At 50.8% G+C, this 13569-nt stretch carries 11 protein-coding genes and 1 pseudogene; all 12 read left to right on the top strand.

All coding sequences use genetic code 11. The features are described 5' to 3' along the window. The first annotated feature begins 10 nt into the window (after nucleotides 1-10). Nucleotides 11-2539, top strand: coding sequence for a type VI secretion system Vgr family protein (locus ACQZQY_RS24870; protein WP_431297486.1), 2529 nt, complete (start codon nucleotides 11-13; stop codon nucleotides 2537-2539). A gap of 15 nt (nucleotides 2540-2554) precedes the next feature. After that, nucleotides 2555-4018 carry a hypothetical protein gene (locus tag ACQZQY_RS24865; protein WP_431297485.1) on the top strand — a complete coding sequence of 488 codons (1464 nt, stop codon included), beginning with the start codon at nucleotides 2555-2557 and terminating at the stop codon, nucleotides 4016-4018. Then, nucleotides 4018-5070 (top strand): type VI secretion protein ImpA, encoded by a 1053-nt coding sequence (locus tag ACQZQY_RS24860; protein ID WP_431297484.1) that lies wholly within the window; start codon nucleotides 4018-4020, stop codon nucleotides 5068-5070. The genes ACQZQY_RS24865 and ACQZQY_RS24860 overlap by 1 nt, the downstream gene beginning before the upstream one ends. An 88-nt stretch (nucleotides 5071-5158) precedes the next feature. Next, nucleotides 5159-6211, top strand: coding sequence for a type VI secretion protein ImpA (locus ACQZQY_RS24855; protein WP_431297483.1), 1053 nt, complete (start codon nucleotides 5159-5161; stop codon nucleotides 6209-6211). Between the two features lie 134 nt (nucleotides 6212-6345). Further along, nucleotides 6346-6741, top strand: a pseudogene (locus ACQZQY_RS24850) (type VI secretion protein ImpA); the annotation flags it as partial. Nucleotides 6742-6862: 121 nt separating this feature from the next. Further along, a complete protein-coding gene (locus ACQZQY_RS24845) occupies nucleotides 6863-7060 on the top strand; it encodes a hypothetical protein (RefSeq protein ID WP_431297482.1) in 198 nt (65 codons plus the stop codon). Nucleotides 7061-7073: 13 nt separating this feature from the next. Next, on the top strand, nucleotides 7074-8276 hold the full coding sequence (locus ACQZQY_RS24840; RefSeq protein ID WP_431297481.1) for a DUF3396 domain-containing protein: 1203 nt from the start codon (nucleotides 7074-7076) through the stop codon (nucleotides 8274-8276). 88 nt (nucleotides 8277-8364) lie between these two features. After that, the gene (locus ACQZQY_RS24835; protein WP_431297480.1) at nucleotides 8365-9204 is read left to right on the top strand and encodes a type VI secretion protein ImpA; all 840 of its coding nucleotides are present in this window, start codon (nucleotides 8365-8367) and stop codon (nucleotides 9202-9204) included. Nucleotides 9205-9404: 200 nt separating this feature from the next. Continuing rightward, nucleotides 9405-11009: a type VI secretion system protein TssA gene (gene tssA / locus ACQZQY_RS24830; protein ID WP_431297479.1), complete on the top strand. Its 1605-nt coding sequence runs from the start codon at nucleotides 9405-9407 to the stop codon at nucleotides 11007-11009. 19 nt (nucleotides 11010-11028) lie between these two features. Then, the gene (tssE, locus tag ACQZQY_RS24825) at nucleotides 11029-11463 is read left to right on the top strand and encodes a type VI secretion system baseplate subunit TssE (protein ID WP_431297478.1); all 435 of its coding nucleotides are present in this window, start codon (nucleotides 11029-11031) and stop codon (nucleotides 11461-11463) included. Nucleotides 11464-11474: 11 nt separating this feature from the next. Beyond that, nucleotides 11475-12857 carry a VasL domain-containing protein gene (locus tag ACQZQY_RS24820; protein WP_431297477.1) on the top strand — a complete coding sequence of 461 codons (1383 nt, stop codon included), beginning with the start codon at nucleotides 11475-11477 and terminating at the stop codon, nucleotides 12855-12857. Between the two features lie 64 nt (nucleotides 12858-12921). Then, complete coding sequence (locus ACQZQY_RS24815) at nucleotides 12922-13392, top strand: hypothetical protein (protein ID WP_431297476.1); 471 nt, start codon at nucleotides 12922-12924, stop codon at nucleotides 13390-13392. The last annotated feature ends 177 nt before the right edge of the window (nucleotides 13393-13569 follow it).

The raw sequence follows: 13569 nt of genomic DNA, 5'->3' as shown, positions 1-13569 counted from the left end.
GGAGGTTTCTGTGGTTAATATCCTGAAAAATCTTCTCCCTGATACGACAGGTTTGTCCCGCTACTCACTTGATATCTGGAACAGCCCTTACAGTCTGGACGTGCTGAACTTTCGCGGCGAGGAACAGCTCAGCGAGACTTTTTCCTACACCGTTGACGTCACCTGCCCCGAACCGGATATCGATGCCGCACAGATGCTGCGCCAGTTCGCCAGCTTCACGATGGGCACGCCTTTCCAGCCCGAACGCGCCGTGTACGGCGTTATCCGTGACTTTCAGCGCCTGTCGACCTCCGCCGACGAAACTCTTTACCGCCTTGAGCTGGTGCCACGCCTGCGGCTGCTGGAAAACAGCACCAACAGCTTTATTTTTCAGAACCAGTCGGTGCCCGAAGTGGCGGAATTTATCCTGCGCAAGCACGGGCTCGAAGGGCAGGATTTTGAGTTTCGCCTCAGCCACACCTACCCCGACCGTGAGCTCATCACACAATGGGGCGAGACCGACCTGCAGTTTATAAAACGCATTCTGGCCGAGGTCGGTATCTGGTTTCGCTTTGAGGCGGACACCCGCCTGACGTGTGAAAAGGTGCTGTTCGGCGACGGGCCGGAGCAGTACCAGTTTGGCGTCACCCTGCCGTACTGCGAGCCGTCGGGGATGAGCGATGCCCACGCCGAAAGCGTCTGGGGGCTGAAAATCCACTGGAACGCCGTGACCGGCAAAATCTTTAAACGCGATTACAACTACCGCGAGGCCACCACGCCGCTGGACGCCAGCGCACAGGTGCGCAGCGCCGCGCCGGTGACCGGCGAAAGCTACCTGTACGCCCGGCCCTACCGCGAGGCCGGTGAGGACGTGGACGCCGCCGCCGAAACCGGCGCGTTTTATGCCCGCATCCGCCACGAACGTCAGCTGAATCATCAGTGCCGGATATTCGCCCGCACCACCGGCAGCGGGCTGGCGCCGGGTCAGGTGCTGGAGCCGCAGGCCTACCCGTTCAGCGACCTGCCGCACGGTATCCTCATTACCCGCATCGTCGCCAAAGGCTCGCGCACCGACCACTTCCGCCTCAATATCTGGGGCATGGCCTACCGCGAAACGATTGGCTTCCGCCCCGAACCGCCGGCGCGTCCGGTGCTCAGCGGCACGATACCGGCGCGGGTGGAAAGCCCGACCCGGGGCGACACTTACGCGTGGCTGGATAATCAGGGGCGTTACCGCGTACGGATTGACGGCGACCGCGCCCCGGCGGATGCCGGTTATGCGTACCTGTGGGTGCGCCTCGCCAAACCCTACGGCGGCGACGGCTACGGCTGGCATATGCCGCTGACCGACGGCACCGAAGTGGCCATCGCCTTTGACGGCGGTGACCCCGACCGGCCGTATATCGCCGCCGCGCTGCACGACTCTGAACATCCTGACCACGTGACGGAACGGAACCACACCCGCAACGTCCTGCGCACTCCGTCAAATAACAAGCTGCGGATGGAGGACCGGCGCGGTGAGGAGCACATCAAGCTCGCCACGGAATACGGCAAAACCCAGCTGAATAGCGGGCATATCCTCGATGCGCAAAACGCGCCGCGCGGTGAAGGTTTTGAGCTGCGCACCGATGAACACGGCGTCCTGCGCGGTGGTAAGGGCGTCTTTCTCAGCGCGGACGGCCAGCCGCAGGCGCAGGGTCAGGTGCTGGATAACAGCGCAGCGATGGCTGAAATCGACTATCTGCAGCGTCAGGTAAAGGCCCTCAGCCAGGCCGCCGCCGAAGCCAGCGCGCTGGAGGCCGATATCGCGGCGCAAATCGCGATGTTCAGCGAACGGCTGAAGCCGATAAATCAGGTGGTGTTGGCAAGCGCCCCGGAAGGCATGGCGCTGACCAGCGGCGAACATATGCAGCTGGCGGCGACCCAAAACATGATTCTGAACGCCGGTAAAAACGCGGATATCGGGGTGATTAAGAACCTGACCGTCAACACCGGTGAGGAAATGGGCATCTTTGCGCTGAAGGGCGAGATGAGCCTGAATGCCAGCGAGGGTAAGGTCGACGTTCAGGCGCAGAACAACCGGCTAGCGCTTGCGGCGGGCAAAAAAGTGAGCCTCACGGCGGTGGACGGCGACATCCTGTTCAGCGCGAAAAAGCGCATCACGCTGATTGGCGGCGGCAGTTATCTCATCCTCCAGGACGGCAAAATTGAGTACGGCACGGCCGGTGAATATTTCAGGAAAACGCCGCACACGGTGCTGACGGTGGCGAACCCTGTACGGCTGAATATGCCCTATCTGCCCGGGGGCGGGAAATACGACCTGGCGCTGGATTTCAGGGATGAAGACTCAAATGCCATAGCCAACGCGGATTACCGCATCACATTCGAAAGCGGTTCGGTACTGGCTGGCAAGCTTGATGAACAGGGATATGCATTGCACAAAAATGTGCCGTTTGAATCAGCCAGCGTGGAATACGTTTTGCCCGTACCCTTACCGGATCCGGACTGGGAACGCTACACCTCACTTGATGCGGCAACGGACAGCCTTTTAACGAAATAACAGGGACAATCACCAATGGATGACGATTTCGCCAGGGCGCTGGCATTTTTCACCCCGCCGCCTGACAGCTGGGTCTACAGCGGGCAAAGAAAAATTGAGGCTGCAGGGCAATGGATTTGGGAAACCCTGCAGGGAGATTTCAATACCGGACAAACTACCGGACAGGTCGTCACAGGGACGGTGATTTCCATGATCCCTTTTGTGGATCAGCTCTGCGATATCCGCGATCTGGTGGCTAACTGCAAAAAAATTAATGAAGACGACAGCGACAACTGGGCATGGGTTGCGTTATGCCTGACATTGATCGGCTGCTTCCCGGTGTTAGGGTCGCTGTGCAAGGGCGGATTTAAAGTCCTGTTTTTGTATTTGCGCAAAAGTCATCTGGATCAGCTAAACAACCCCGGCCAGCTTTACCGTGCTCTTGAAGGCGCCATCGGCTTATTGAACGATTTTCTGAATATGCCCGCCACGCGCAGCGCGCTGAAGTATCTGAAAATTTATAACCCTTACCGTTTCCTCGAGGAGAAATTACGCGGCGTGATCGACAGCCTGGACGTCTTCGACCTGTTAAGTGTTTTTGATGAACTCCTCTCCGTCACCAAAAAACTTCTCGATAAAGTCACGGCCTGGGGCCCTGCATCGTTAAAGCAACCCGTAGCCGCGTTGTGGAACATGCTGATGGCAGTACGTCGCAACGCGGACCGGATGCTGGGTAAAGCCCTCGCCCCCGTCACGGATTTACTGGAAAAACTGGCAAACCGCCTGCGTGTTGAAGGTGACAATGCCTACCGCGCGCATGTGGGCAGCAACGCACACCTTTACGGCGGTGAACGGGCAGCAAAAGAAGTGGAAATGTTTAAGCAGGAAAAGCCAGATTGGGTGGATGTTGGCAGAAAACAAAGAACATATCCCGCATTAGATAAGTTATCCCCGGACTTAGAGAAGTTTATTAATAAGGGGTGGCCTGATATCAGATCACTGGCATCTCGCAAAACACCATTAGATGGGAAGTTTGGCACCTTTGATAATTCTATGGCAGCAGTTGAAATACCATCAGGTGAAATGCTCTATCGAGTTATTGATCCAAACTCTTCAGACAATAGTATTTGCTGGATGCGAAAGGCAGAGTTTGAAAAGCTGACGTCGAAAAGTGACTGGCGTAAAAACTTTGCCGTATGGAAAAGCTGGAATGAAAACGGAGAATATGTCGTTTACACCGTTCCACCGGGGCAACCTCTTAAGGTCTGGGAAGGCCGGGCTGCAACACAAATCAATGAGAATGCCAAAGAATATTCGCTGGAAGGTGGAGCGGTACAAATCGTACTGGACCCGTCGCAGCTTAAAAAAGAGTTTACCGGTGAGCGGCGTAAAACCGGCTGGGGCTATGGTGATGTGGCCGGTGACCCGGTCAGCCCTTATCTGGGGTTACCGAAGCTAGAGAATAAAAACAACTGGTATGAACCAAAAGGAAAAGAATAATGGGTATTTTACATCCGCAGGAATGTTACTTTTTAGAAAAATTCATCTCAGCAGAACATTATGCCGAAACCCGTGATGCCATCATTGCCTATATCGATGCCCATGAAGAAGCCCTGGCAAGATATAAACGTGAACTGCCGCTTAACATCAGAAAGCTTCCACAGTGGCAGCAAGCCGATGTGGTATGGGAATCGAGGGTGATGCCTAATATCAGACCCATGAAAGAACGTTATATGAAAGCTTATATTCTGCGAACTCATAGCGACATCAAAGCATTCGATATCGGTCATGCTATGAGCAATATCAATAAGGGAATCGTAGAGTTTTGGGATGGGTGGATGACTGATCAAGAAAAAGATAAAATTAGACATCATGAGTATCAAGCTTCAGAACTAGATAAAAACTTATCAATAACAATATGGGGAGAGTGGGAGGAGGGGCGTTTGACATATAGTGATAATTGTGTTTGCCCATATATAAAAATTCCAAAAAAAATCCCTCTTTATATACTTGACTCATCCGTGAGAATAGAAAAAGGAGATGTACCAATCCAAACTGGAATATATTTACCTGATGTTGATTTTTCGGCAGCTCGATTTTTACCAGCTGATTATGGTGAATCACCTGATGCTCGGCAGGGCATTCAGCGTAACGAATGGTTTGACGCAGAAACTTGTAAACATAGATTCAGTTGGAAAGAGTCTAAGTGGGCAAAAACCGGCTGGACCCTTATCCGCCGGGTTGAAGGCGAATTTATCGATGTGCCGCCGGAAGGTTTTTTCCCGAAAGGATTACCGGAAGAATTGTATAACTGGCCGGAGAAAGAGAAGTTATTACGCCAGGCGGAACCCACCCGAATCACCGCATACAGCGGCGAAACCAGCCCGCACTCCGGCCGCTGGGGCACCTTTATCGACGGCAGTTTGCGTTATGCTCATGTCAAACAAGGCCAAGCCCTGCCGGAATATGAAGACAAAGAAGGCAAGCCTCACCGTACGCTTTGGTCACTGCTGGAGCGGGATGATAAGGGCAGCGTTTTTATAAACAGCTGAATGACTTTTGGGCGAGTAACCGGTTTTGATTTAAACCGGTTACTGTTTTTCATTAGGAAGTGACGGATTAATTCAAAGGGAAAGAATAATGGGTATTTTACATCCGCAGGAATGTTACTTTTTAGAAAAATTTATCTCAGCAGATCATTATGCCGAAACCCGTGATGCCATTATTGCCTATATTGATGCCCATGAAGAAGCCCTGGCAAGATATAAACGTGAAATGCCGCTTAATACCCGCAAGATCCCCCAATGGCAGCAGGCTGATATAGTATGGGAATCGCGCGTAATGCCTAATATCAGACCGATGAAAGAACTTTACATGAAAGCTTATATTCTACGAACACATAACGACATCAAAGCATTCGATATCGGTCATGCTATGAGAAATATTAATAGAGGTATTTCTGAGTTTTGGGATGGTTGGATGAGTAGTGATGAAGGTGAGAAAATTTCTGAACTAGGATATTTAGCTTCGGAGCTTGATGACCGATTATCATCAACCCTTGATGCAATATGGAGTGAAGGCCATTTGACTTATATTGATCGAGGTATTTACACATTAGATGAAATACCACCTAGAATACCAAGGTATAAACTGGACCCATCTGTTCGTATTGAAATAAATGAAAATCCTGTAGAAACTGGAATATATTTACCTGATATTAATTTTGCCAGCGCGCGGTTTATTCCCGCAGATTTTGGTGAGCCTCCTGAAGCGTGGCAGGGAATAACACGGACAGATAAGACTGCGTTTGATACAGGAAAGCCATTGTTTCATTGGAAAGAATCTCAGTGGGCAAAAACCGGCTGGACCCTTATCCGTCGGGTTGAAGGCGAATTTGTCGATGTGCCGCCGGAAGGTTTTTTCCCAAAAGGATTACCGGAAGAATTGTATAACTGGCCGGAGAAAGAGAAGTTATTACGCCAGGCGGAACCCGTCCGTATCACCGCATACAGCGGTGAAACCAGCCCGCACTCGGGCCGCTGGGGCACCTTTATCGACGGCAGTTTGCGTTATGCTCATGTCAAACAAGGCCAAGCCCTGCCGGAATATGAAGATAAAGAAAGCAAGCTTCATCGTACGCTTTGGTCACTGCTGGAGCGGGATGATAAGGGAAGCGTTTTTATAAACAGCTGAATGACTTTTGGGCGAGTAACCGGTTTTGATTTAAACCGGTTACTGTGATTAACAAGGAAGTGACGGATAAATCCAAAAGGAAAAGAATAATGGGTATTTTACATCCACAGGAATGTTAATTTTTAGAAAAATTCATCTCAGCAGAACATTATGCCGAAACCCGTGATGCCATTATTGCCTATATCGACGCCCATGAAGAAGCCCTGGAAAGATATAAACGTGAACTGCCGCTTAATTCCCGAAAACCCCCTCAATGGCAGCAGGCCGATATGGTATGGGAAAATCGCGTGATGCCTAATATCAGACCGATGAAAGAACGTTACATGAAAGCTTATATTCTACGAACTCATAAGGACATCAAAGCATTCGATGTTGGCCATGCTATGAGTAGCATCAGTAGAGGGATCGTAGAGTTTTGGAATGGTTGGATGACCGAATATGAAATAGAACAAATATCTGCTCTCGAATCCAAAGCCAGTAAACTTGATAAGCGTCTGTCAATAACATTAAGGGGTGCCTGGATAGAGGGTAAGTAAAACAGGTAAAAAACTCTCTTTCTGGACGGATGAACAACTCAGAGCCGCCTGGGCGGGCATTCAAAAAGCCACTGACCTGACGCTGGTAACCCTGAAACAAATTGACTGGGTACAGGTGCTGACCAGCGTTGCTAAAACGGTGGGGGTGATTTTGGTTGCCATTGGCATCGGTGCGGTGGTGGTAATGTTAGGCATACCGGAAGCCCTGGTAGCGGCTTTTTTACTGATTATCAGGCTGGCCATTATGGCATGGGAATCGCTGGCTACCGTACTGGCCGTGGGTGCCGGCACCGCAGCGGTCGCAGCACAATAATAAGGAAATTAAAATGGACTTAAATTACATCGAGCGCTGGCTGGCAGATGCCACCGTCAATTATCAGGACGGACGCCCTGCAGTTGGGCTGGGGCTGATCATTACCGTATTTTTTCGCAATGGGCATACACCTGAAGTGCGTCAAAAAATGGTTGGCTGTGTTGACCGTTTTTATAAAGAATTTGGCGATTTATTGAAAAAGCAAATGAATGGTCGTTGGGTCGGAATAACCGAAAAAAATTATGCCACAAAAAAGCGGGAAATCATTGATTTTACACCGGAAGAAATTTTTTCATGGCATCTGACCAGTGCTGCCGAGGACTATCTTGCACCAGATTACGCGATATCCATTATGGGAAAGCGCATTTTCCATAATGAAAATGATCGCTCTGTTATCAAACTGACCTTTCCATTGAGTCTTTTGAAAGAAGAGGATGGTTCACTGCGCTATCAAGACTGGCTGCTCTGGCTTTGTAATGAATTCGAGGTTGAAAGCGGTTATGCAGGAATATCTTTCTCCCTTCCTCAGGAGTTTCATCGCATGTTCCCTTATGAGTATTCATTGGCACAACGATTCCCCGGTGTGATGGTAGATTCGATCGGTATGCTTGAAGGCGGAGATGCAGTTGAAGGTATTAAAGGAGCTTGCTGGTATACCATCCTGGGGAATAGGTGGGTTGAAAAGCTGGGAGGGGTATCTTTTGTTAACAGAATGGTAGCAGACACTCCTGAAATCGCTATCTTGTCCTACAATCAGGGGCTGATTTTACAAGCCGGTCAACAGCCTCCGGGACTCGGTGAAATTAATGACGAAGGCTTACCGTCACTTTTAGTCAAGGTGAATCAAATTATCCGCCTGATACGTCAGGATGGTCATAACAGTCTGCACTTCTATTCAATGGAGGATAACCATCAGTTTAATAAAGAATCCTCCATGAAATGGTATGCGCGCTTTGACGAAGCGAGCGATAAATTACCCATCCCGAAATTATTGCCGGACGAACACGCTGAACCAGCGCGTATCACCGCATACAGCGGTGAAACCAGCCCGCACTCGGGCCGCTGGGGCACCTTTATCGACGGCAGTTTGCATTATGTTCATGTCAGACAAGGCCAAGCCCTGCCGGAATATGAAGACAAAGAAGGCAAGCTTCATCGTGCGCTTTGGTCACTGCTGGAGCGGGATGATAAGGGCAGCGTTTTTATAAACAGCTGAATGACTTTTGGGCGAGTAACCGGTTTTGATTTAAACCGGTTACTGTTTTTCATTAGGAAGTGACGGATTAATTCAAAGGGAAAGAATAATGGGTATTTTACATCCGCAGGAATGTTACTTTTTAGAAAAATTTATCTCAGCAGATCATTATGCCGAAACCCGTGATGCCATCATTGCCTATATAGATGCCCATGAAGAAGCCCTGGCAAGATATAAAAGTGAAATGCCGCTTAATACCCGCAAGCTCCCCCAATGGCAGCAGGCTGATATAGTATGGGAATCGCGCGTAATGCCTAATATCAGACCGATGAAAGAACGTTACATGAAAGCTTATATTCTACGAACACATAACGACATCAAAGCATTCGATATCGGCCATGCTATGAGCAATATTAGCAAAGGTATTGTTGAGTTTTGGAATGGATGGATGACTGAAGAAGAAATCCTAGTTATTTCCCAGTTAGAAACTATTGCATCAAAATTAGAAAGTAGACTTTCTGATTCGCTGAGAGGTGCATGGGATGAGGGGGATTTGACGTATATAAATACAATGTACGATAAATCTGAGTTGCCTAAAAAAACTCCTCGTTATGAATTAGATCAATCTGTACGTATTGAGTCCGGTGACGTTCCAACCCAAACAGGATTCTATTTGCCGGATATTAATTTTGCACCCGCAAGATTTATTCCTGAAGACTATGGTCAAACGGCCTCTGCAAGGCAAGGTACCAAACGCAGTAACTGGGTGGATTCAGAAACAGGTGAAAAGGAGTATTGCTGGCTCGAGTCTCAGTGGGCAAAAACCGGCTGGACCCTTATCCGCCGGGTTGAAGGCGAATTTATCGATGTGCCGCCGGAAGGTTTTTTCCCGAAAGGATTACCGGAAGAATTGTATAGCTGGCCGGAGAAAGAGACTTTAATCAACTAAAAGCTTTCATCGATTTACTTTCTACGTTGAAAAGAAACCACAGGTATGGACTATTGCTCATCCTAAAAAACAATAGCCATTGTTGAAATAGGAGTTTTCAACTCCGAAATAGAGTTTGAAAAGGTTTCAATTTTTAATCCAGAAATTTGTATTTCCCAGCCCCGCCACATTAAAAATGCCATAACGAAAAGGAATGTCCCATGGCCACATTACACACCCTGTTAGCGCTATGCCCACAGGAAAACCCGGATATATTGATGCAAAAGGCCAAAGTGCAAACGGCGCTGTGGGAAAAATGGCTAAACCCGGTTAGCAGCGATAACGCAACTGGTGAAGATCCCGGTTATGACGATGACTTTCAACGTATGCGTGAAGAAGTTAATAAGCTTTCAGGCGCAGATACAGAACTGGTGTGCCAACTGGCGGAGAAATTACTGACCACCGTATGCAAAGACGTAAGGGTAGCCACTTATTACCTCTGGGCACGATTGCATCGCGACGGCGAATCGGGTCTGGCCGAAGGGCTGGAACTGTTGAGCGGACTGGTCTCTCGCTATGGTGACCAGTTGTTGCCATCACGAAAAAATAGCCGGCGGGCTGCCTTGGAGTGGCTGGGAGGCAGTAAAGTCCTCGATAGCCTTTCGCTTTATCCCGAAGTCGATAAGCCAAAGTTTGAACGCATTTTGGCTGCACTCACCCTGTTTGAAGAAGTTATTACATCATGGGAAGACGCAAACCGACCACAGTTGGGCGGTCTTTATGATGCCCTTGAATCCCGACTGGCCCAGTCCGGTGGCTTCGATGCCGTTGTTCCGCAAAACAGCGGCGGTCAGGCAACGTCTGATTCGCGCTCCATATCGCCGGACATGCCGTCCTTAAAGGTAATACAGTCTGGTCGTGAGTTACTTGATCAGGCTAAGGCGTTAGCTCAGTACCTGCGAGACCAGCCACAAGGCTGGCTATCAGGACACCGGTTGATGACTACAATACGCTGGGACACCGTCGACCAACTCCCTCCGTTGGACGCTAAAGGTTGTACTCGCCTGGTACCACCCCGTACTGATTACCGTGCCCAACTCAAACGCCTGTATCTGCAACAAAGCTGGAGCGAATTACTGGAAAATGCAGATAGGATGTTTACTGAAGGCGTGAACCATTTCTGGCTGGATATCCAATGGTACTTGCACCAGGCACTCAGCAAGTCGGGGGCGCCTTATGATAGCTGGGCAGAATTTATCGAGCAGGATCTGCGGTTATTGTTGCTTCGTTTACCGGGAATCGAAACGCTCGCCTACAGTGACGGTACACCCTTTGCCGACGAAGTGACCGCAGGCTGGATCGCTCGTGATATTCAGGACAATGACGGGCGATGGCAATCTGAACCCAATGCAGTCTCTGCAAGTGGCGATGAAGATGTTCTTCAGCTTGAAACCGAAGCACTGGCGCAGGCAGACAGTGAAGGTATTGAAGCTGCACTCAATTGGTTGCAGATTCGCCCGGGGATCACTACACCCCGCCAGCGTTGGCTAATACGGCTACTCATGGCTCGTGTTGCTGAACAATATGGAAAAAATGAAATGGCACTCCACTTACTTGGAGAACTGGACAGCACAGGAAATAGCCTCACGCTGAAACAATGGGAGCCCGCCCTGCTATTTGAAGTAAAAGCACGACGACTCAAACTGCTGAGAATGCAATTCCAGCGTGGCGATACTGATAAAGCAAAACTTATCCTCGAAATGGATACGCTACTCGCCGGATTGGTTTCAATTGATCCTGCGCGCGCGGCAGTGCTTTGTGCTTAAGAAAGGACTTTAACTGCGAATGAACTCAAAATCCCCCTCTCTTTATGAAATCCTCACTGGCAACTTTGCCGGCGGCCTCGACCTGCATAATGTCAGTGAAGAGGATCAGGTGATCCTCTCCGTGCTCGATAACATGCAGCGCATTCTTAACTGTCGCGCCGGCACCCTCAGCCATCTGCCGGATTACGGCCTGCCGGACATGAGTAAGATCCTGCAAGGTATGCCGGGTACGGCGCATTCCTTGCTGAACGTCCTGTCGGAGACGCTGCTTAAGTACGAGCCACGCATCAAAAAACTGCACGTTATTTTACTGCCGCAATCCACACCAGGACATCTGGAATACGCCATCGACGCCGAGCTGAAAGAGCTCGGCTTAGTGCGTTTCGGCACAGAATTTATGCCGGAAGGCCGGGTGCTGATGCGCCACATGAAACAGCAGAATTACGTCAGTTAAGGAAAACAACCATGTCTATTGAACGCCAGCTGCGCACCGGGGGCGACCCGCGTGCGCTGCCTGATTACGCCGTTTTACGCGAAGAGCTCAGCAAATTAACCCATCCGGCGCGCCCTGATGTGAACTGGAAGAGAGTCGAACAGCTGTGTCTGAACCTGTTCCAGCAAAACGGTATCGAGCTGCAAACCGCATCCTGGTATACGCAGGCCAGAACGCAGCTTGTCGGGCTGTCCGGGCTGAATGAAGGACTGGCGATCCTCGAGGCGCTGATCTCCCGTCAGTGGCCCGGACTCTGGCCGCAGCCGGTTCACGCGCGTATGGAAATCCTCACGGGTCTGAGCCAGCGGCTGCAGCAGATTTTGCGCAGCATGACGCTGGAATATGGCGATCTGCCGCAAATCTATCAGGCAGAAAAACTGATCACTTCATTATGTGATGCCCTGCAACGCCTTGAACTGAAACACGCCAGCCAGCTTGCTTCGCTGATTACGATCATGCACGGCGCGGCGGTGCGGCTGGAGAACATGCATGCCACTACCGATGCACCGGTGGTTCTTCCGGCAACGGCGAGCCTGACACCTGATGACCGGTCCCACAAGGCATCCGAGCCCTGGGTGTATGTCGCGCAGGCTGAACCCGTTACGCCGCAGGTGGTGATCTCCCCGCCACCGGCACCTCAGCGCCCAATCCAATGGAAAGGATTTATCGCCGGTGTGGTGATCACCGTGCTGGCGGGCAGCGGCGTGAAGGCGGGCATCAACGCCTTTTATTCGCCTTCCACCAGCGAGCAACTGATGGCGACCTTAAAGGGGATGCCGAAACCGTTGAATGCGCCGTCACTCAATGCGCTTAAACATCGCGAGGCTGAGATGCTGCGCCGAGAAGCCCCGCAGATTATTGCCGCAACGCAGCAGCAAACCCGCCAACTGGCTGCACTGTCGCCGGTCTGGGCGCAGGATACCGGTGCGCAGCTGGTACATCAGACACAGGTGCTGTTGCCGGACAATCCGGCGGCAAAACGCCTGGCGCAGGAATGGACGGATAACCTTAACGCCCGTGCCTTCCCGCTGGAAAATCTGACAGGCTGGAACGCGGCCAACACCCAGTTGCAGCAACTGGCAGACAAACTCAACGGCCTCGATGAACAACGCGGCAAATACATGACCGTCTCACAGCTTAAATCCTCCGTGTTTGCTATCCAGCAGGCGCTGAACAGCTCACCGCCGGTCGAAGAATCGCTGCGCAAACTTGCCGAGGCAAAACAGCAAAACAAGGACGCGTCTGCGCAGCTGGTCATGCAGCTGGATAACCAGTTCACGCAGTTGCTGAACCGCTATGCGTTGCTGACGCAAACCCCGCCAGCAGCCGATAAAAAGGATAACGGGGCTCACTGAAGCACGGGCGCTGTCGCAGTAGCAAAACATGTGATGATGAGCCATTTTGAATTACAGAGGATGTATGTCAGCAAAAGAGCGGTTTTTAAAGAAGTTGCAAGACAGTCAGCCGCGCAGCGGCTCATTTGCCAATAAAGGTCAGGCGGATATTGCCGAGTTCCGGGAACGAATGAACCTGCTTCAGGAAAACATGGAAGAGTGGCTGACGGGCACCGGCATCCGCGTTGAACGCACCGATGTCTCACTGGTAGAACTTCTGATGGGAGGCAAATCCTTCAGCGTTCCGGGGATCCGGCTGCAATACGAAGATAAACTGGTGAAATTCACGCCTGTCTTTTTGTATGGGCATGGCGTGACAGGCTGTGTGGAAGCCAGCCTCAGCGATCAGGGCCACATCAGTGTCTTATGCAGGTTGTTTATGCGGGCGGGCGAAGTCAGCCACTGGACCTGGCGCCCGGCAAACGCCCCCACCGGGCCGGGTGGTGCATTCGATGAAGATGCCTTTTTCGAAATGATTGCGGGTTTACTACCATGACGCCTTCGGGCGTCATTTTTTTTAGCAGCACTCACTGAACCAGCCGCGCAAATGTAAAAAAATGCTACAACCGTTACCCCTTTTGATGCCGATATCACCTAAATCGATGACATAAATTTACATTGCATTAAAATCAGAATGCGCTGAGGCCCCTGCTGATTTAACTTTCTTGTTACC

The sequence above is a fragment of the Rahnella sp. PAMC25559 genome (assembly GCF_050632365.1).
In the GTDB taxonomy this organism is placed as follows: domain Bacteria; phylum Pseudomonadota; class Gammaproteobacteria; order Enterobacterales; family Enterobacteriaceae; genus Rahnella; species Rahnella rivi.
Note: the sequence above shows the minus strand (reverse complement) of the source record. Positions and strands in the feature narration are given on the sequence as shown.